16 protein-coding genes are annotated in these 21,473 nt (G+C 50.1%); 4 read left to right on the top strand and 12 right to left on the bottom strand.

The features are described 5' to 3' along the window. Positions 1-14: 14 nt before the first annotated feature. Positions 15-1,412: an ATP-dependent protease ATPase subunit HslU gene (hslU, locus tag DUE52_RS04555; RefSeq protein ID WP_114404781.1), complete on the top strand. Its 1,398-nt coding sequence runs from the start codon at positions 15-17 to the stop codon at positions 1,410-1,412. A gap of 63 nt (positions 1,413-1,475) precedes the next feature. Here the strand turns inward: hslU and DUE52_RS04550 are convergent, their stop codons facing one another. Further along, entirely contained in the window at positions 1,476-2,030 is a 555-nt protein-coding gene (locus tag DUE52_RS04550; RefSeq protein ID WP_114404933.1) for a Uma2 family endonuclease, read from the bottom strand. Between the two features lie 110 nt (positions 2,031-2,140). Here DUE52_RS04550 and DUE52_RS04545 point away from each other — a divergent pair, with 110 nt between their 5' ends. Continuing rightward, positions 2,141-3,706: a hypothetical protein gene (locus tag DUE52_RS04545; protein WP_114404780.1), complete on the top strand. Its 1,566-nt coding sequence runs from the start codon at positions 2,141-2,143 to the stop codon at positions 3,704-3,706. A gap of 4 nt (positions 3,707-3,710) precedes the next feature. Here the strand turns inward: DUE52_RS04545 and DUE52_RS04540 are convergent, their stop codons facing one another. Beyond that, positions 3,711-5,267: a DUF5723 family protein gene (locus tag DUE52_RS04540; protein WP_133299757.1), complete on the bottom strand. Its 1,557-nt coding sequence runs from the start codon at positions 5,265-5,267 to the stop codon at positions 3,711-3,713. A gap of 217 nt (positions 5,268-5,484) precedes the next feature. On the opposite strand from DUE52_RS04540, the gene DUE52_RS04535 reads away from it, so the two are divergent. Further along, positions 5,485-6,969 (top strand): circularly permuted type 2 ATP-grasp protein, encoded by a 1,485-nt coding sequence (locus DUE52_RS04535; protein ID WP_114404778.1) that lies wholly within the window; start codon positions 5,485-5,487, stop codon positions 6,967-6,969. Between the two features lie 241 nt (positions 6,970-7,210). Next, complete coding sequence (locus DUE52_RS04530; protein WP_114404777.1) at positions 7,211-10,552, top strand: right-handed parallel beta-helix repeat-containing protein; 3,342 nt, start codon at positions 7,211-7,213, stop codon at positions 10,550-10,552. A gap of 252 nt (positions 10,553-10,804) precedes the next feature. Here the strand turns inward: DUE52_RS04530 and DUE52_RS04525 are convergent, their stop codons facing one another. The 10 genes from DUE52_RS04525 to DUE52_RS04480 form a co-directional block, all read right to left on the bottom strand. Further along, complete coding sequence (locus tag DUE52_RS04525; RefSeq protein WP_114404932.1) at positions 10,805-11,704, bottom strand: glycosyltransferase; 900 nt, start codon at positions 11,702-11,704, stop codon at positions 10,805-10,807. Positions 11,705-11,756: 52 nt separating this feature from the next. Continuing rightward, a complete protein-coding gene (locus DUE52_RS04520; RefSeq protein ID WP_114404776.1) occupies positions 11,757-12,638 on the bottom strand; it encodes an aldo-keto reductase family protein in 882 nt (293 codons plus the stop codon). Between the two features lie 12 nt (positions 12,639-12,650). Next, on the bottom strand, positions 12,651-13,673 hold the full coding sequence (locus DUE52_RS04515) for a Gfo/Idh/MocA family protein (protein WP_114404775.1): 1,023 nt from the start codon (positions 13,671-13,673) through the stop codon (positions 12,651-12,653). Further along, a complete protein-coding gene (locus DUE52_RS04510; RefSeq protein ID WP_114404774.1) occupies positions 13,666-14,454 on the bottom strand; it encodes a WecB/TagA/CpsF family glycosyltransferase in 789 nt (262 codons plus the stop codon). The genes DUE52_RS04515 and DUE52_RS04510 overlap by 8 nt, the downstream gene beginning before the upstream one ends. A 7-nt stretch (positions 14,455-14,461) precedes the next feature. Continuing rightward, entirely contained in the window at positions 14,462-15,229 is a 768-nt protein-coding gene (locus DUE52_RS04505) for a glycosyltransferase family 4 protein (protein ID WP_165840863.1), read from the bottom strand. A gap of 378 nt (positions 15,230-15,607) precedes the next feature. Next, positions 15,608-16,486: a glycosyltransferase family 2 protein gene (locus DUE52_RS04500; RefSeq protein WP_114404772.1), complete on the bottom strand. Its 879-nt coding sequence runs from the start codon at positions 16,484-16,486 to the stop codon at positions 15,608-15,610. Positions 16,487-16,498: 12 nt separating this feature from the next. Then, on the bottom strand, positions 16,499-18,022 hold the full coding sequence (locus DUE52_RS04495) for an O-antigen ligase family protein (RefSeq protein WP_165840862.1): 1,524 nt from the start codon (positions 18,020-18,022) through the stop codon (positions 16,499-16,501). A 7-nt stretch (positions 18,023-18,029) separates the two neighbouring features. Further along, the gene (locus DUE52_RS04490) at positions 18,030-19,193 is read right to left on the bottom strand and encodes a glycosyltransferase family 4 protein (RefSeq protein ID WP_114404770.1); all 1,164 of its coding nucleotides are present in this window, start codon (positions 19,191-19,193) and stop codon (positions 18,030-18,032) included. Then, entirely contained in the window at positions 19,190-20,458 is a 1,269-nt protein-coding gene (locus tag DUE52_RS04485) for a lipopolysaccharide biosynthesis protein (protein ID WP_165840861.1), read from the bottom strand. Before DUE52_RS04485 ends, DUE52_RS04490 begins: the two co-directional genes overlap by 4 nt. Positions 20,459-20,499: 41 nt before the next feature. After that, positions 20,500-21,429 carry a nucleotide-diphospho-sugar transferase gene (locus DUE52_RS04480; RefSeq protein ID WP_114404768.1) on the bottom strand — a complete coding sequence of 310 codons (930 nt, stop codon included), beginning with the start codon at positions 21,427-21,429 and terminating at the stop codon, positions 20,500-20,502. Positions 21,430-21,473: the final 44 nt, after the last annotated feature.

Raw genomic sequence — 21,473 nt, 5'->3', positions numbered from 1 at the left:
CAACTAACTTACGAATGACGACACAGGAACTGAAAGATTTAACCCCCCGGCAGATTGTTGCGGAACTGGATCAATACATTATTGGTCAGCACGATGCGAAACGATACGTCTCCATCGCCCTTCGCAACCGCTGGCGACGCATGAACAGTACGCCCGAAATGCAACAGGAAATTACGCCCAATAATATCCTGATGATTGGGGCCACTGGCGTCGGAAAAACCGAGATTGCCCGGCGGCTGGCCAAAATCGCCGATGCGCCGTTTACCAAAGTAGAAGCCTCGAAATTTACCGAAGTGGGTTACGTGGGCCGCGATGTCGAGAGCATGGTGCGCGACCTGGTCGAGCAGTCGGTCAGCATGGTGAAAGCCGCCAAAAAAGAGCAGGTGAAAACCCGTGCCCTGCAAATTGTCGAAGACATGATCCTCGACATTCTGATTCCGCCCATCAAACAACCGTCCGGTTTTATGCTGGACGAGCCGAATGATAAAAATGACGTTCCCGACACCGACGCTGAACTGAACGAACGGACGCGTGAACGGTTTCGCGAAAAAATCCGCAAAGGCGAGATGGACGAGCGGAAAATCGAGATCGACGTGCAACAGAATGCCGCCCCCAACATCGGCATGATCGGCGGAACGGTGGATGAACTGTCGATGATGAACATCCAGGAAATGATTGGCGGCATGATGCCCCGGCGCGGCAAAAAACGCAAGGTGACCATTGCCGAAGCCAAGAAAATCATGCTGGAAGAAGAAGCCGCCAAGCTCATCGACATGGACGAAGTGAAGGACGAAGCCATCCGCAAAGCCGAAAATACCGGGATCATTTTCATCGACGAAATCGACAAAATTGCCACCAGCCGGGGCAGCGGTTCGGGTGGGCCGGACGTGAGCCGCGAAGGCGTGCAGCGCGATATGCTGCCGATTGTGGAAGGAACAACCGTCAATACCAAATACGGAAGCATCAACACCGACCACATCCTGTTCGTGGCCGCCGGGGCGTTTCACGTCTCGAAACCGTCGGATCTGATTCCGGAGTTACAGGGACGTTTTCCGATTCGAGTGGAGTTGCAAAGCTTGTCGGAAGATGATTTTTTCCAGATTCTGAAGGCCCCGAAAAATGCGTTGACGAAGCAATACGTCGCCATGATGGAATCGGAGCAGGTCGAGCTGACCTTCGACGAAGACTCGCTGCGCGAAATTGCCCGGATCGCGTTTCAGGTCAATTCCGAAGTCGAAAACATCGGCGCCCGCCGTCTCCAAACCGTCATGAGCCATTTGCTGAACGATTTCATGTTCGATATTCCGGACGTCATTGGCGCGGGTTCTAAAGTCGTTATTACCAAAGAAATGGTTTCCGAAAAACTGAACGAGCTGGTAAAAAACCGGGATTTGAGTCAGTTTATTTTGTAAGTTTTACTGTGCTATGCAAACCGCCATTCTCAGTACGACTCGTGGGAATGGCGGTTTTATCGTTTATGCAGGAGTGGGTGCAAACAAGTCATTCACACGGATCGAAAAATCGGGTAATACCGGGGCGGCTGAACAGACATCACTTTCCAGACAAATGGTGACGTGTTTGCGGGATGTATAGACGTAAACGACCTCCGCTTCCGGGAAGATGTTCCAGACCACCTGTACACCTGCTTTGAAATATTCGGCAATTTTTTCCTCAATTCGATACGCATGGTCTGTTTCAGACAGCACCTCGACGACAAAAGCCGGAATTACATCCTCGCCTTTCCGACCCTGTTGTATTTGTTCTTTTGTAAAATAAGCAATATCAGGCCGACGCATTTGGAGAGCAGTAAGCATGACGTCAGGTTCTGCCATGAAGGTTCCTGCTTTGTGGTACCCTTTCGTAATAAAAAGAGTATTCAATACATCATAAATGTAATATTGCTTTTTCTTCATACCAGAGAATCGGATCATTTCCCCATCTTTCCATTCATATTTATACCCATCGACGGGTTCCCACGTCAGGAATTCATCGAATGTCTGAGGAAATGCCGGAGCCGTAGTGTGTTGCATAGCGATTTTCATTTGAACGAATATAATCAAAACGTCAAAAATTCGCCCGGCCTTTTTTACTTTTGTTCATACAAATTTGAATTACACCACCCACAGGCCCGGTTTCCGCGATGAAAATCGATCGATTTACGCTTGTTTCACTCGGTTATCTCTATGTCCCGGTTTGCCTGTTTCTGGTTTTCTGGATCATTCCCCTGATCGCCCTTCCACTTTTGATTCTGGTTACACTGGGTGTCTGGCAATTTGTCCGCCAGCCGGTTTTTTCCACCGAATCGCCGGTGCCTTTTTCCCGAACCGAATGGCTAGTCCTGGCAACGGGTGCGTTGTTCTGGACTTGGGTGAGCGGTATCGGAGCCTTCGTGCCGCAGTATGGCGATTACGACAAACACAATCTGCTTTTCCACGACCTCATCACCCGTCCCTGGCCGGTTTTGTACCAGAATCTGCGTCTCGACAATCCCTTCCTGTGTTATTACATCGCCTATTATTTGCCAACCGCAGTCATTGCCAAAGCGGCCCATCTGTCGTTTCAATCGGCGGAATGGATTTCTTTCCTGTGGGGCTGGCTGGGCATACTCCTGGCGTTTGGCTGGGCGGCCCGGTTGAGCAAACTGCTCAGGACCTGGATTGCCGTGGGATTGCCATTTCTGTCCGGTGTCGAAGTGGCTTTTCGGCTGGTCTGGTCATTATTCATTGATTTTAACTGGGATGCCGCCCGCTGGCTCACCGCCGTTTTTACCAACCAAGTTCCGGGCTACACCCGCTACGAAACACCCCGGCTGGCGTTCAGCAACCACAACTGGGCGCAGAGTCTCGACCCCGCTCCCCTCGTCATGCAGCTACAGGCGGTTCCGCAACATGCCCTCGGTGGCTGGATTGCCATCGGCCTGATCGTTCATTGGCAACGCCGGAATGCCTCGCCCGTCGCCCTGGCTTTTGTCGTGGCGGCCACCCTCTTATGGTCGCCTTTTGTTAGCATTGGTCTGGGTTTGTGGTTGCTATTTACGCAACGCAGCGTGTTTACGGTTTCGGCCTGGTTGCATCCGGTTTTCCTGGGCAATTGTCTGGCAATTTGCGCGCTTCTGGGCTTCTTTTACCAGGCCCATGAGCCGATACCGGATAGCGGTTTTTTGATCGAAGCATTCAATACACCCGCCGATGTGGTTTTGTACGTCTTGTTCTGGGGGTTGCAACTCTGGGTGGGTGCTTTCCTCTACCGCTGGTATAACCGGCAAACGAGCGAAAACTCGGTTTGGGTAAAAGCGGCTTTTACTGCCGCTCTTTCCATTCAACTTCTCAGTTTGATCTATATGGGACGCTGGAACGACTTCCAAAACCGCACGATCATTCCGGCGCAATTTGTTTATTATCTGGCCCTTGCCAACGGATTGGTGCATTGGTACCGGTCGTCAAAACGAACAACGGCCGGTTGGGTCTTTGCTGTCTGGGTCATGATCGGGCTGTATGTGCCACTGCGGGTTCTGGCCTACAAAGTCTGGTCTGTTCACGTTCCGCAGCCCATCGAACGTTCGATGGGCAATGCTACCACTAATTTCGGGGAAGCAGATATGAGTTGCATGAAGCCCCATGAAACCTTCGATGCCGACGCGGATTATGCCCTTCAGTATGTCGGAAAAAGAGAGTCGTTTTTTTACCGGTATTTGCTCCGGAAATAACGGCTTATCGCTTTCTGCCGAATCGTTTCCAATAGCCCCCTTCCTGCGGGGGAAAATAACAATCGGTCGGATTTTTGGGTCCCCGGCGAAAGAGCGGAATGGTAGCTCCGGCGTAAAAATTCGCCCCGCGCGGATTGCCGATGTTGGCCAGTCCGCCCAGGTGATCGGTGCCGGCAAAAACCGGTCCCGCCCGCAGCGCCAGCCCAATCGTCGGCATCGAATAATTGTCCTGCAAAGCCACCGGCATCGACACCTCGGCCCAACGGCTCTCCCACCGGGGAACCACGGCCACCATCGAGGGCGCAATCATGGCGACAGCGTTGGACGGCACCAGACTCTGCGTCCACAAAAGGCCGACGTAGAGGTTATTTTTCACCTGATAATCAGCACTCACATTCAGGGCCGTTGGCAATCCGGAGCGGTACGAGGTCGTCTTTTCCATCAGCGGTAACATGAGTGTATTCACAATCCGTTCGTTGATGGCATCGGGAGATTTGACCCCCTCGAAGGTCGTATTGGTGATGAGCCTGTTGGTTACCGAAACCGGGTACAGATTGACCATTTCCGGGTTCCTGAACCGGATTCCCCCCAGATCGACCAGCGAAGCCGAGATGCGATAAAGGTATTTGTTTTTGGTCGGATCCCGGCGCAGTTCCCCCTTTTCCCGGTACGTATACTTGCGGAAGTTCGGACGGTATTCGTAGGTCATGCCGAGGTCGAATCCCCAGCCACCACCGGCCGACTGTTTCCCGAACAACCAGCCCGGCGAAAAGCCCGCCCGTTGAAAGGCCAGCTCGCTGGTGTAGCCATAAGCACCGTTGAACTGGCGAATGCGCAGGGCCTGAAACCCGGAGAGACTGGGGTCCCGAACAATCTGGTGGGTTCCATCGTCGACCCGAACGTGGGCGTTGTAAAATCCGACTTCCCGTTTGACGGTCACGCCAGCTTTCAAGAATTGATCGTCATTATCGAAAATAACCGCTCCAAACGTTGCGGCCAGTTCGCCATAGCCGTTGACGTTGGCCATGCCATGCTGGTTTTCGTTCAGAACCCGCTGCAGTTCCACAATCTGCGTACCGTATAACATCAACCGGGCGGTGGCCTCCGACGTGTTCCGGTAGGTGACGGCCGTTCTGACCCGCGTCGATAGAGCAATGCCAAACCGGTCGTTCAGGGTGATCAGTGCCGACGGTCCCCGGACTTCGCCCCCAAATGATAAGCGCTTGTCGCGGCCATTTAACTGCTCTTTGAGGTAACCGGTTCGGCCCAGGCTCTTCCCGCGCTCACTGCGGTATTGGTCCGGAATCTGTCCGGTCATGTAGCGCACCACCGAAAAGGGGGCCACCCAACGCACGTGATTGTTGGAAGCATACAGATCGACGGATGCCAGATTCAGGTAAAACCGGTAGCGCGAATCGGCAGCTTCCGACGGATGACGATAGATGGACTGGGTTCCTCCGTAATTGCTGTTGGCAATTCCCATCAGGTATTGGCTGCTGCCCGGAATCGAAATTCCCAGAATTGCCAACGTTGCGAGTAGTCGACCGTATCTCTCTCTCATTCAACTAGTAATAGACATGATTCAAACTTTTTATGCGTTGTTGAGCCTTTAAAGATACAGGATGTTTACTGAAATGAAGAGACAGTTACTGAATGGTAAATCTGGAATTGATTCACCGAAATAAATAATAAACTATCTCCTTTCAACGCCAACCATATATAATTTTGTATATTATTGCAATTTTAAGGGTTTATTCGCCAAAATCACCAGCCCACCTATGCAATTTCAATCGCAGTCACAAGGAAACCAAACACAGTCGCAAGCGCAGGGAAATTCTTTCTCATTCACTGACTATCAGACGGATAATTTTTTTGATGAAATGTTTACGGCCGACGGTCAGGTTCGCTCCGGCTACGAACAGTTTAAACAGCGGGTGGAGCAGTTGAGTCGTGAAGATGTCATTTCCCGTCAACATGCGGCCGAGCGGGCACTGATGTCGATGGGGATTACCTTCAACGTCTATTCGGAAGGGGAAGGAACCGAACGCATCATGCCCATCGACATCATTCCGCGCGTGATTCCGTCGGAAGAATGGAACCGGGTGGAACGCGGATTGATTCAGCGCATCCAGGCGATTAACATGTTCATTCATGACGTTTACAACGATCAGCACATTCTGAACGATAACGTGGTGCCGCGCGACCTGATCGAGTCGAGTAAGTGTTTTCTCCCGGCCTGCATGGGACTCAAACCGCCGAAAGACATCTGGTGTCACATTACCGGAACCGACCTGATTCGGGGCGAAGACGGGGCGTTTATGGTGCTGGAAGACAACCTCCGCTGTCCGTCGGGCGTGTCGTATATGCTCGAAAACCGGGAGTTGTCGAAACAGACGTTTCCCGAAGTGCTGGCCCGCACGGGCGTCCGGCCGGTTTCCGATTATCCGACCCGCCTGCTGCAATTGCTGCAACACATTGCCGACCGGCCCGATCCGACCGTCGTGGTGCTTACCCCCGGTATTTATAATTCCGCTTATTTCGAGCATTCATACCTGGCCCAGCAAATGGGCGTCGAACTGGTCGACTCCCGCGATCTGGTCGTTTCGGGCGGTTATGTCAAGATGCGCACCACCAAAGGTTTCCAGACGGTGGATGTGATCTACCGCCGGATCGACGACACGTTCCTCGACCCCCATGTTTTCAATCCGGAATCTCTGATTGGCATACCGGGCATCTTCGAAGTGTACAAAAAAGGACGGGTGGCGCTGGCCAATGCGCCCGGCACCGGCGTGGCTGATGACAAGGTGATTTATGCGTATGTGCCACGCATCATCAAATACTACCTGGGCGAAGAAGCCATCATTCCGAATGTAAAAACCTACATTTGCCGGGAGGAGGAAGATTGCAAATACGTCATGGAAAACATCGAGCAACTGGTGGTGAAAGAAGCCAACGAAGCCGGTGGCTACGGTATGCTGATCGGCCCGAAAGCGACAAAAGCCGACCACAAGCTGTTCCGGAAAAAGATCAAGGAAAACCCCCGCAACTACATTGCCCAGCCGACAATTTCGCTTTCCCGGGTTCCGACCATCGTTGGCGACCACACGGAAGGCCGCCACGTCGATTTCCGGCCCTACATCCTCTACGGCGACGGCATCAACGTGATTCCCGGCGGACTGACCCGCGTCGCCCTGCGCAAAGGCTCGCTGGTGGTCAACTCGTCGCAAGGCGGGGGTGGAAAGGATACGTGGGTTTTATACTGAGGAGAAAGTCTAATCAAAAAGTAACCACAAAATAATATCCGCCGTCAGCGAAGGATGAGTTAATCCTTCGCTGACGGCGTTTTCCGTTCGATCTATTTGCGACTGACCTTTACTTCTAATAATGTAAAATAAACGATTTACCTGTTTCCTGATCCATTGTTTTGGCATCTGCTTTGCTGTCTTATAATGACACCATAATACTTTGGAATTGAACGGATAAACAGGCAATCAATATACTTTTATGAGGCTATTTTTTCTTGCTATTTTTATAAATTGTTTTGTTTCGGTAAAGGCAGCAACGTATTATTTCTCCTCCCTAACCGGTGATGATTCCCGGACCAGTTCCCAGGCTCAAAATACCGCTACGCCCTGGAAAACCATTGCAAAACTCAATGCCTATTTCCCGAATTTACAACCGGGTGATGCCGTTTTATTCAAACGGGGTGAAACCTTTTATGGCCAGATTATAATCGGAAAATCCGGCTCACCAAATCTGCCCATCGTACTGGGCGATTATGGCTCAGGAGCAAAACCGGTGATTTCCGGATTTATCAATCTAAGTGGTTGGACCTCGGTTGGCAGTGGCATATGGGAAACAACGAATAGCAGTTTAACGAGTAGCGTCAACATTCTTACCATCGATGGCAAGATAGAACCGATGGGCCGCTACCCGAATGCCGACGCTGCGAATAAAGGCTACCTAACGTACGAAAGTCATAGTGGCAATACGCGAATTACGGATAACCAGTTAGCGTCCAGTCCCAGTTGGATCGGAGCGGAAGTCGTCATCCGTAAAAACCGGTGGATCCTGGATAAAGGGACTATTACCCAGCATTCGGGCACCTCGCTTACGTATACAGGTTCGTCACCTTATCAGGCCGAAGATAACTTTGGATATTTCATTCAAAATCACCGGTCTACCCTGGATAAAACGGGGGAATGGTATTTAAACAAAGCCACGAAAAAAGTCTCTCTATTACTAAATTCCGGTATCAATCCGAATAATCAAAAGATTAAGGCTTCGTTCATTAACACCCTGATTCAAATTGTGGGGAAAAATCATATAAAATTCCAAAACCTGCAACTTGAGGGGGCCAATACCAACGGCTTTGAGTTGTCGGGCACATCCACCATAACCGTGAGCAACTGCACGATAACATCCGGCATCAATGGCATCGTTGGCCAGAACAATACGTCGGTCCTGATTGAGAATACAGAAATTTTAAATTCGGGCAATACTGGAATTTATCTTACCGCTGCAACCAAAGCGATTCTGCGTAACAACACCATTACCAATACCGGAGTAATAAGCGGTATGGGATCAAATGGAGATGATACGTACCAGGCAGTAATCATTCGGGGTTCGGGTAATCTGGTAGAAAAAAACACGGTTACCAACACAGGGTATTCAGCGCTCCGGTTTGAAGGGGATTACACCATTTTACAAAATAATTTTGTCTCGAACTTTAATCTGGTGAAAGACGATGGCGGAGGAATTTACACCTGGAATGGCGATGCGACTTACCCGGAAAAAGGATCTAAGGTACTGAACAACATCGTCTTGAACGGAATCGGCGCCAGTGGTGGCACGTCGAAACCCGCAGACCTTACTTCGCACGGCATTTATATGGATGATAATACGGGTTCAGTTGAAGTCAAGGGCAATACGGTGGCATTTTGCAACGGGAGCGGTATATTCCTGCACAATGCAAACCACATCGACGTGTCGGGCAATACGTTGTTCAGTAATGGATGGCAGTTGTTTATGCAGCAAAACGGAGTGCATCAGATTCGAAATAATTCCATCAATCAAAATAAGTTTTTTGCCAAAAAAAGCGATCAACTAACTTCCCGAATTGTTACTAATTTAAATGACATCAACCAATTTGGCACGTTCGATAATAATTTTTATTCTCGTCCTCTTGACGATGGATTTGTAATCAATGCAAGTTCCAATTCAGGCGGTTCCGGAATTTATACCCTCTCCGACTGGAAGACTGCATTCAACCTTGATGCCAATTCCAGGAAAGCACCAGTCCCAATCTCTTCATACCGACTCAACACCTTGACAGGCAATAATAAGTTTCCCAATGGCAGCTTTATGAGTCATATCAACAACGCTTACAGTTGGTCACAGTCAGGTAATATTGCACTAGGCTGGAGCAATGCGGGCGGTTTGGACGCAGGCTGTATGAAGGCCACTTTCAATACCACCATTAATCCTTCGGTTAAAGACCGGAGTGCATTGATTACCATGGAAATTGGAGCGGTAAGTGCTGCAAAGAAATATATTCTTAAATTCAGTCTACTGGGTACGCGAAATCAGCGAAATTTTCAGGTTTATTTGAGAAAGCGTGATTCGCCTTATAATGATCTAACAACACGCTACCATTGCAGTCTAAGTACATCCAGAACTGAAAATGAGTTTGCTTTTTCGGTTCCCGTTTCGGAAAACAATGCTTTTTTAGTTTTTCAGGTTGACCAGGCCGATGGTACTTTTTTTGTCGATAATCTGCAGGTAGTCGAAGCCGATCTTTCTTTCACAAATCCCGACGATGTCATTCGATTTGAATACAACGCTTCATCGGTTAGCAAAGGCTTCAACTTGCCGAGTGGCACCTTCGTCGATCTTGAAAACCGAACCTACCAGGGAAACGGTACCCTGGCACCCTGGTCATCGGTTATTCTACTAAAAAAACCGGATGTAGCCTCTCCTCCACCAACGGCTTGTGTTCCACCCAATGCGCCGACCATCAGTGCCAGTTCCTTAGCCATTACCGCCGGACAAAGTGTCACCCTGACCGCCGGTAATTGCGCACACACCGTTATCTGGAGCACCAACCAAACGGGTTCTCCGGTGTTTGTAACGCCGACGGCTACCACGAGTTATACGGCCATCTGCAAACAAACGGATGCCTGTAAAAGTGTGCCCTCATCCGCTCTTACCATTCAGGTCAATCCAGTTCCCAGCCCTCCGGTTACTGTCACCGGCAATTTCGAAGGCTATCTGGATAAAGTTGAATGTGGTTCGATTCGCGGCTGGGTGTGGGATCGCAACAAACCCAACGACCCGCTGATGCTCGAATTCTTTGCCAACGGAACATCAATTGGAACCACCAGGGCTGACCTCTACCGCGCTGACCTTGCGGCTGCCGGCAAGGGCAATGGCAGTCACGGGTATAGTTTTACGACCCCGGCTTCGATCAAAACCGGGGTGTCGTATCTGATCAGTGCCAAAGTACAAAACAGCACATTTACATTGTCCTGGTCGCCCAAAACATTAATTTGTGCGCCCAACGCCCGGTTGATTGCCTCGGAAGCGATTGAGTTAGATGATTCCGATTTCAAAGTAACGCCGAATCCAATCGATCGGGAGTTTGAGGTTTCTTTTTACACGGCACAACCGATGGACAGTGAAGTATCTGTTGTAGATCAGTTAGGGCGTTCGTGGTACAAGAAAATAGTCGAAGGCGCAGGCTATCACCGGCAGAAAATAATTCTGCAAGGAGCAAGTGGTTCCTATGTTGTTTTGATCCGACAAGGAAATCAGATACGCAGTAAAAAGATTCTAATTCACCAATGATCTTAGGACTTACGTCTGATGATTCATTACACTTTCGCTTTTTGCCCCCAACCCCCTAAAGGGGGCTAAAACATCCGGATTAAGCTGCGTCCAAGTCCCCTTTAGGGCCGGGCAGTTAAGTTCTTCCGCTTGCCCACCAGCCCCCTAAAGGGGAGCCTGGAGTGCCAGAAAGCTCCCCATTTAGGGGGCTGGTGGGCAAAAAACGAAAGTCCTGAATCTTTTTACTGCGTCCTGCTTATCAGACAATTATCATTACCGAATACCCGCATACGTCAACAGTCGCGCGAAAATGCGAACCTGCAAGCTGTATTTCCAGCGGAATTGCCGGGCAAAAAGATCTTCTTCAGTCACCTGTTTGGTAAACGAAAATTCCCGTTTTAAACCCGGATCCAGTACGGTTTTGTACCGATTGTATTCATTCGTATTCATGCCGTCTTTTGAATAAAATCCGATATTCTCGACCTTGGAAACCGTGGGATACAAGGTTTGCTTTCCCTTTTTGAAAATGTTGTAACAAACGCGAATATCCCAGGCATCGAGTTTGCCTTCCATTGTTTTCCGGAGCATGCGGACCATGTCCATACCGGCCCGGTTGAAGGCTTTGCGCTGGCCCGAATCGTTCATAAACTTCTGAAAATCTGTAATTTCCCAATCGATCTCCTGCCAGCGATCGGCCCAGATTCCCCACCCCCAGGCGCAATGGCGTCCGAAAAAATAACCGTCAGCCTGGTAACCCTCCGGCTTTTTGAACGGAAATGTAAACCCGCCAATCGAAAAAACCCGTTTATCATCGGCATATTGCGTCAGGGACTGGTTAATGAAATCCAGAAAATTGGGGGTGGTAACAATATCGTCTTCCACCACAATCACGGTCGGGTGCGCCTTCAAAACCTGCGTAACGCCCTGGATAATGGAGTCGGCACACCCGATGTTGTGGTCACTGATTATCCGGTGAACCTTTTTGAAACCGGTGATTTCCCGGACAAGCTGACGAACCTGTTCCACTTTCGGAACGTCTTTTTCGGATCTTGGGCCGTCCACAAAAACGTACAGTTCACTCTCGGAAGCTAAATGGTTGGCCTGAAGAGCCGCTAGGGTCTTCGTTAATTCGGACGGTCTTTTGTAGGCAAACAGGGCAATGGGTGCTATCATAAAATTGCGTTCAAGTCGGGAAAAAGCAGCGGGAAATGGAATTTGAAAACGATCAGACCAAAACCGCTTCGTCATTTTTCCAGTATTGATTAATCAGATCCCGGTTTTGCTCGATGTGGCTCCGCGACGAAGCACCGAACAGAATGGAACTGATGCGCGGCAGATTGCAGACGTACTCCAGGGCTTCTTTGGGGGGAATGGCCCCCGCGGCAAACACCTGCATGGCAATGACGCGCATTTGTTTTTCCCGCAAAGTGCGCTCATAAAGTTCAACCCCGCCGGTCATCCGGAAACCCACTTTGTTAATCGAAGCACAGATGATCGGATTCTCGACCCCTACTTTCTCCAGCGCCTGATACAGCATGGGGAGATTCATGGTAATAAAACCGGCTTCTGCCTTGTATTTTTTCTTGACGTAATCACTGAACGCCCGGAAAAAATCGTACATACCCAGACCCAGGATCAGGTCGGTAATGACATTCTGGATAAAAATGACGTCGGTTCGCACGCCTTTGAACATCTTCATCTCGGTGTCAACCAGAATTTCCATGATGCTGATGAAGTCCTTCTTAAAAACCGCCAAACCGCCTTTCGCCAGCGTGCCCAGCAAATTCGAACTCGGCATATATTCTTTCAGCGTTCCCATAATTCCCAGTTCCGTCACCGCATTGGCATACTTGTGCGCGTAAGGCATACAGGGGTAAATCTGGAAGTTGGCATACTGGTCCGGATTCCGGCGAATGTGGTCGCAAATGTTGGCAATCCGGTCGTGCGTCGTACACATAAACGTGTTGATGTCGCAGTCGATGACGGTATCCAATACCTTGATAATCGCGCTGTCGTCCTTGAAGCGAACGGCCTGCGCCCTTGATTTTTCGTCGGAAAGGTGGTTGACGGCAAAAAACTGGTTATCTCCAAATAAGATTCGTTCCATGATACGAAGGGGCTATTGAGTATATGTTCGTAATAAATTGAGAACCCGGTCGGTTTCCAGTGCACTCCGGAAGGTGCTGATTCCGTGGGCATTCCGGTTTTGGATGCACCGGGCGAAATAATCGATCTGAGCCGAGTACTCTTCACCCCGCAGGTAAAAATCGACGCCGGGCGTCAGATCGGTGATGTATTTTACATTCCAGCCCTTTTCGTAGCCAGGAATGGCCGGAGCGGTTTTGAAGTACACTTTCATTTCCTGCGCATCGGCCACCAGTTTTCCGCTCATGCCAATAATGGTGAGTTGGGTCGACATTTTCCGGTAGGTCTCGTCGCTCCAGTTCACGGATAAAAACCCGGAAATACCGCTATCCAGGTGCAGGGTCGAATACACGGCATCTTCAACGCTGGTTGAGTAGATCTTTTTGAGCGTGCTGCCATCCACCGTATCCACCCGACCGAGTACAAACTGAAGCAGATCGACCACATGAGAGGTATAATCCAGCAGGCACCCGCCCCCTTCGCTGGGGTTCGACCGCCAGGTTTCTTCTTTTTTCCGCGTCACCACCGGGCCATAGGATTCGGCAACAAAATGGTAGACTTCCCCCAGCGCCCCCAGATCAACCAGCCGTTTGACTTCGTTGAAAACCCCGATAAACCGGTTGTGATAGCCCACCTGCGTCACCAGATTGCGGGCATCCGCCAGCCGAACCAGTTCCTCGCCCTGACTCATGTTCAGCGTAAACGGTTTTTCCATAAACACGTGAAGTCCGCGCTCCAGGGCAAAACGGGCCATTTCGAAGTGGAGCTTCGTCGGCGTGGCAATCAACACAGCTTCCGGACGTACTTTATCAACCATCTTCTTGTAGTCGGTAAAGCATTCGAAGACGGAATGCTGTTTCAGGGCTTCCATAACGATTCCGGACGTGTCGCAAACGCCGACAACCTCCAGGGCGGGGTGGGCATTCAGAATGGCCAGGTGCGAAATGCCCATCTTGCCCAGGCCAATGATGGCAATTTTTACTTTTTGATCAATCATTTGATATCTTTTTTAAACGGGTAAAACACAGAAGCATATCTTTCAAAAAAACGAGTTGATTCCCGGTGTTCCGACGGAATATTTCCGGGCGGTGGAAAATCCGCACCAGCCATTCGAGCCGGAGCGTGATCCAGATTTTGGCCGGCCGTTTGCTGTTACCAGCATACCAGTCGAAGACGTTGCCAATGGTTGCAATCACCTTCGTGTTGAGGTACGGTTTGTTTTGGTACGCCCATTTTTCCTGTTTCGGTGCCGACATGCCCACAAAAACGACATCCGGTTTAAAGGCATTGATCCGCGCGATGATGGGCGCCGAATCTTCAGCCGTTAATTCGTCTTTATACGGCGGGGAATAATAATCTGCTTCGAGCCGGGGGAAGTCTTTGGCCAGTTGCGCCACGATTTTTTGTAACGTGGCTTCCGTCGATCCCACGAAAAAGCAACGGCCACCCCGCTGGTTGAAATAGGCCGCCAGATAATCAAAGGTGTCGGCACCGGCGATTTTCTTGATGTTTTTACCGTTCAGCAAAAGCGAACCAAGGGCCACACCAATACCGTCCAGCGTCAGCACATCGCAGTTTTTAAGAGACTTTTCGAAGAGTGGATCCCTCTGAGCGAGCCCGTACGAATTGGGACTCATGGTGTTGATCAGCAAAGGAGTCTGGCTACCCATCGAAAGCTGATCCAGCTTACCCGAAAAAACCGGATAGCCCATAACCGTCGTAGTAAGTGCCGGATTTATGGTTACCGGCGTAGCGTTCTGAACAAAGGTTGTATTCATCGACTGATTAGTAGTTGAGTGCGGAGTCCAATACCGAGACCATATTTTTTTCAAAAACCGGTAAGCTAAACCGGTTATCGAACTTGGCCTGACCGGCTTTCCGGAAGGCGTTCAACCGTTCGTGATGGGCCGACAGCCACATAATTTTATCGCAGTATTGCGCCACGTCTTCCGGGTCGATCACGAATCCGTCTACGCCATCCTCAATCAAATCCGGAATGCCTCCTTCGGGAGAAGAGAGGGGAATAAGGCCAAATTTGAAGGCTTCCTGAATGACTAATGGCGTGGTTTCGCGCTTATAAAACGTCGGGAATATCAGAAAATCAGAATTCCGTAAATAGGCATCTTTTTCTTCGTTGTATTTCGCCCCAACCAGGGTGACCTGGCGATTCAGGTTTCTCTCGTGAATCAATGCCTGAAGTTCGGCCATGGATATATCCGATTCTTTTCCGATAATATTTGCGTGATAAGCGAAACCTCTTCGGGTTAATTCAGCACAGATATCGACAAAAAACAGGATCCCTTTTTCAACAATTAAATTGGATAAGTATAAAAGTTCAGGAACATTCTTGCCGGTAAACGAACCATTTCGTACGGTGCTGGTACCGGGGGTTCCGCTACAGACGACGTATTTTTTTGCGGTGTACGAATCGAATTCTGCCAGCAGGAGTTTCGAGGTAACAATCAGGTTAGAGCCGTTGATCATCCACCTGGTAATGAAGCGATTGAACCCATTTTTCTGAGCGGTCATTTCGAGACCTTTTTCATGAAGCATAATCACCCGGTTTCTTATAAAAGCCGCTGCGATAATCCAGACTAGTGCGCTCTTATAAAAAGCAATTCCATCCGTGCTTAAGGTCACAAATACCAAATCAAAACGAGTCGATAAGCAGGATTTTATAATTTTCAAATAAAGTTTCGCGATAACGGCTACTTTCGACCAGCTAAATTTCTGAACATCGTTAAGGTCTTTTGCCGTTATCACATTGATATGAACCGTATCGAATTTTTCATTGATTGGTATACTGGTTTTTATATACTCATTTATTTTAGACGCTCCGTGGATCGGTGGAGGGAGTTGCGTCAGGAAAAGAATTTTACGGGGCTTTTTCATGGGTTGTATCATTTTTGTGTCTACTACAGTTATTCTATTCTAAATCAGGCGAAGTTTCCGGAGACAATAGCCGGTAACGATCCGGCCCACTTCCAGGACTAAATACAGGTGTTTGGTGTGGGTATGTCGCATCGCAAAATGGTAGCGCATAGGAATATTGATGGGCGAATATCGTCCCCATAATCCTTTCCAAAACTTGCGGATCGGCAGTTGGTGGTTGATCTGAAGTCCGGTGGCCTCAACGTGCTCATAAACGATACTGGAAGGCGATATAACCAGTCGATACCCCGCCCGTTTGGCCCGAACTGTGAATTCAATATCGGCCATGTAATGGACGTAATGTTCCGTATCGTAGAGTCCGACTTTTTCAAAAACCCCGAAGGGAATCAGCACACCCCGGCCCGGCAAACTGTCGGAGTCGATGGCATCGGTTATTTCTTTTAAACGGCTGTAACTGTTCTGAAAACGGGAATTGGCCAGATAGGTCTCGTTCGCCGAATACAGATTTAATTTCATGCCGGCATATTGCAGGGAGTCCGGCTTGGCAATGTCAACGCTGACCGAACCCGCCAGACACGGTTTATGCTGCGCGTAGGTGGCGAGTAGCGAAGCCACATAATCCGGACGCACTTCGGTGTCGTCGTTAATCGTCAGTACGAAATTCTCTTCGCCTGCCACCCGGTTTTGCAACGCGTACCGAACGCCCACGTTGGTGCCCTCGGTCCACCAGAGCGTTCCGTCACCCGGCAACACCACCACGCCCGGAAATTCGGTCCGGATCATTTCATCGGTTCCGTCGGTCGAGCCGTCATCGACCACCACAATGGTGATTTCCGCAACCGTTTGGCGGGTTAAACACGCGAGACAACGGCGGGTCAAGTGCTTTCGGTTATGAACGGGAATGACAATAAAAATCATAGTGTGTCCGGTTTATAGTGACTGGAATGCGGGTTCTGGCCGCACGACGGATTTTAGTTTCGATTCATTTTTTACGGAACTGCTCGCTAACCAGTTCGCCTGCATACTGAATCCTAACCAACACCAGACGAGCATCAGGTAATTGGGCTCCCGGATGGCCTGAATCTTGAATTCGTTGATAAAAAACACGCCCCAGAAAACGGCCATCCCGAGCACCAGGGCTTCCAGATGCGGCTGTGTGGCCGATCGGCAGGCTATTAGGGTCTGAAAAGCGTGATCGAGAAGCAGCAGAATGAAGAGACCGGTTCCGATCCAACCCAGCGTAATGGGCAGGCTCAGGTATAAGTTGTGATAATCGCGCATTTCGCTGTTGGGGATTCCAAAAAAGGCCATGGAATAATGCTCGGAAACGCCGTAGCCATACCCAATCAGCCAATCTTTGTCCATCAGTCTTTCCAATCCAGCTTGATAGGTTTCGCCCCGATTGATAGCTTCCGCACTCTTTGCCGAACCGGAACTTAATCGATTTACGTCCAGTTCGCCGAGTCGTTCCAGCAAATAATCCAGGCCGATGTAGGGGCCGATGAGCACAATGAAACCGATAAAAGCACCTATTGCTGCCAGCAGAGCAGGTTTCCGAATGAATTGACTGCGGTAATACAAGAGGTAAAAGAAAGTCACCGGAATCAGCAGCAGGATCGACGATCGCGTGGCTGTCATCAGAACACACAGGAAAGAACCGATCACCGCCAGAGCCGGAATAATGGCTTTCAACCGGAAATACCGGCTAACCTGGCCGATCAGGATCGGAAAAAACACGGCATACAGGAGCGATGCGTATTCGGCGAAGAGTTCGAAGTCTTTGAACGGACCATCGGCTCTTTCGGACTTATTTTCGTAGGTCTCCCAGCCATTGTTTTCCAGTCCATCGCCATTGCCTTTTGGCAATAAGGGCGAGACCGATTCCAGGAAGTGGGTTTTCTGACTAAGCGCAATCACCAGGCTCCACAGCCCTACTCCTGCCACCACCAGCAACAAGCGGCTGAATAAGAGGGTCGTGGCCGGCAACCGGAGGATAAACAGAAACAGTAGACCGTAGGACAGACTGATTATAAAACCTTCGATTCGCCCGGCGAGTGAGGATTCGGCCACAAAGACCAGCCCCAGCACATTGAACAGGAACAACCCGCCTAGGACCGTTTTCTGAAAAGGCGACATATTCGAAGTTCCCTCCCACCACGGTTCAACGAACGAATAAACCAGCAACGCCATCACATTCACGTAGTTCCACAATCCCCCGTGGTTGTTGCCATAATAGAAATGACTACAGGCAAAAATGATCAGGACATAATCGAGGTAATTGCGACGGAATAGCAGCCGGATTAACAGAAACAGGATGACCGTAAAACCGATCGGATACCCGATTGCCGGATTCACCAGATCACTCAGACACAAATGCCCCAGCATCAGCAGGCCGACGATATGAAGGAGCAGTTGCGGTAAAGAGAGCAGCGCTACGCCGTTTCCTGGCAGCATGTTCACGTTAGTTAGCATAGCTCATGATTTCCTGATAAATAGCCACCGTCTTGTCGACAATTTGTTGCTTGTCATGGCGGTTTCGGGCCACGGCCCGGGCATTGAAAGCAATCGCCTGGTGCAGGTTCGGATTTTCCCAGAGCGTCATCACCGCGTCGGCAATCGACTCCGGTTCCAGGGTAGTGAGCAATCCAGTCTGTCCGTGGTCAATCAGCGAGCTGACTCCACCGACATCGGAAGCCACCACCGGCAAACCGGCGACCTGGGCTTCACAAACGCTGTTTGGACTGTTGTCGATGTAGGACGGATGAATCAAACAGAACGCTTCCCGGTAGGCTTCCCGGAGTTTCTGCCCGTTCAGAAACCCTTTGTGTTCAATGTTTTCCGCCCGAATATGGCTGAGTTGCAACGAATGAACGAGTTGAATCAGGTCGGCTTTGTCACCGGATCCTGCGACACAAAACCGCAGCGGCAGTGTGCGACACAGGGAGTCATACGCCCGGAGCGCTTCCCGAATGCCTTTGATCCGGTTGGTGCCTCCGACAAAAAGTAGCGTTTGGGCGGTTTTGGCACTGACGGAAACCGGCTCGAAAAACTCGGCCCGAATGGGCTCCCAATTGTGATGAATCACGGCGTTCGGCTGCATCCGAAGCGTATGGGACTGGTCCCAATGGGTTCGGCAGATGAAATGCCGGACCGAACGCAGGTATTTCCGTTCATAGTAGCCAGCCACCAGCCACGAAACGTGGCGGTAGTCGGGCCTCGCCGGAAGAATTTTGTAGTACTCCGTAACAATACCCTGTACTGACAGAACTTTCGGAATTGACAGGCTCGCTCCGATTACCTGATACTGCTGCTCCGAACCGTGGATATGCACCAGATCAAAACTTCTTTCTATAGCCGACAGGTAGCTACGTAACCGACTGATTCGCTGGGCATAAGCAGTTAACAAGTCCCACTTATCCTCGGGCACTTTGAGATAGATATAGTTGATGCCGCCTGTTGAAAATACTTCATCCTGTTCAATTGCGGAGGAATAGCTCATGATAGTCAGCCCCAGGCCGTTGCTGGACACCAGGCCGTTCGCCAACATGGTCATCCAGGGAACCGGGTGTTGGTTGGGGTTTCCCCTCAGCGGGTGCGGATAGTGGCCTAACCAAAGAACGTTCATGCGGTTTGCAGTTTAAAAGCGGCAGGCGTCGCGCGCTTCAGTTCATAAAATCCAATGGCAGCGCTCATCAGGAAAACATAGCCAAAGACCAATACGGTGGACCAGGCTACCCCTATGTGTCCCCAATGGGTAGCGGAGTAGGTATGCGAGACGAGGCAGAGTACGGCCGCAGTAGCATGAATCCAGAGAATGGTTTTCGTTTTCTGCAATGCCCCCAGAATGGCATCGCCAACGGAAAACAGGACCATCAGACCGGAGGAAAGCAGCAGAATCCGGGCGTATGGAACGGCGTTGTTGAAGCGGTTATTGGTCAGATAAGCGACTACCTGCGGCAAAACTGCATTCAACACCACAACTAAAAAGCCAATTGCCAGGGTAAGCTGGACGACGGTTTTTACGAGCGCTTTGCTGTTTCGTTCACTGACCGCGCGGTAAATAACGGGCTCAAAAACCTGATACAGGGCGTAGCCAACCGTGTATAAATAGGTGCCGATATTCTTGCCGACATTATAAATTCCCAGTTCCGAAAGAGTGCCGACTTTGGCCAATACAATGGTGTCGTAACTAACACAGGGGATGTAGAGCAAAGACGCCGGCAACAACGGCAGGCTGACCCGTAAAGCATCGCGGGTCAGCACCTTGTCGAAGGCGAGGCCGTGGCTTCGGAAGTAAATTCTCAATACGATCAGCAAAAAAACGCCTTCTGCCACCAGCGTACCCCAATAATGTCCCAGTGCGCCCAGTCGCCAGTAGACGACAAAAAACAAGATCGCTGCTGTTAACACAATTTTCTGGCTGCTCATGAAAGCAAAAAACCGAAAAGCCGCACCATCCAGCCGATAGCTAACCTGCAGAAAGTTCCGAAAGAATGAAGCACCGGCAATGGCGAGGGCTAAAACCCCAAACGGTACCAGGGGAATCCGGACGTTGTTAAAATGCAGAAATAAAGCCAACAGGCCAACGGATACCGGATAGAAGACCACGTTCCAGACCAGCAAAGCGGATACGAGTTTCCGAATCAGCACCCCCCTTTCACCTGGTTCGTAGCGATGATAAACCGACATGAAATAGGTGTTAAAAGAGAGACCATAAAAGACGTTGATAAACAGAATTAACGAACCAAAATAGCCAATGACCCCATAGTCTGATGCGGACAGATAAGTGGACAAGATCGGGAACGTTATCGTAGATACGGCAAAGTTGACGGCTGGAACTCCCAGATACCAGGCCGTCTTTTTAAGCTTTTCCAGAATGGATCGGGTCATAAAAAGGCTTCGATTAGTGCCGTTATGTTTGATACGTTTCATCAGGCTACGGAAAGTTTTTCGGAGATTTTTCGAACCCTCCGTTTCAACCGGACCCAGAGTGGATCCTTGCGTAAAAAATAATGGTCCATGTTGTATCCGTCGAAAAACGGGTGCCGACTGAGTGGTATGGATTCTTCTTTGATTTGAAATTCCGGATGAACAGTTCGCCGATGACGAAATTCATCGGACTCGCTATCATGCACACCTTCGGCCCCAATATTCCGAATCAGATTTTTCTGTGGCGTAACCGAAAGACCACCGTTCCGGAAGAGGGCATATTGCCACTGGTAGTCCCAGGTGTGTTTTTCGGTTTGGTGGTAAACCGTATCGAAATTGGTTTCCCAATACAGTACATGCCGGTGAGAGGGAAACTGTTGCGCGATCAGATCGGTATGTCGCTCCGAAGGCCATGTCGACATCTGGAAATCATAATGCTGCCAGGCGCGTCGCCAGGTAGCCCAACCCCAGATGTGCCCGATGGCCGTAAAAAAATAAGATTCCCCGATGGGATATTCCTCGTTCCAGCGCGTTCCGGTAATGTGCATGACCCGTTCATCGTCCTGATACCGCAGCAACATTTCCGCACAAAACCCGAAAAAGGCAGTTGTCGGAACACAGTCGTCTTCCAGAATGATGCCCATCGGTTCGTGTTCAAAAAACCAGGATATGGCCTCACTAACGGCCAGTCCACAACCCAGATTCCTTTCCCGTTTCAGAATTTCAACCCGGCACGGCCAGTCAATCCGCGCCAGCAGTGCAAGGCACTTTTCAACGTTTTCCGCATCCGTCGGATGGCCCGCACGGGGACCGTCGACAGCCACATAAATACGGGCAGGCCTAACCGCTTCCAAAGCCGAAATGACTTCAAAAGCGTAGTGCGGCCGATTGAAAAGCAACAAAAGGACCGGTATGTCAACGTTGTTGAACATCGCGTAACAAATAGGATTAAAGAAAAGAGTTGATTAAACCACGA

Origin of the sequence: Larkinella punicea, assembly GCF_003334855.1 — a bacterium.
GTDB classification, from domain to species: domain Bacteria; phylum Bacteroidota; class Bacteroidia; order Cytophagales; family Spirosomataceae; genus Larkinella; species Larkinella punicea.
The sequence above is the reverse complement of the archived record's forward strand: the minus strand, read 5'-3'. Positions and strand labels throughout refer to the sequence as shown.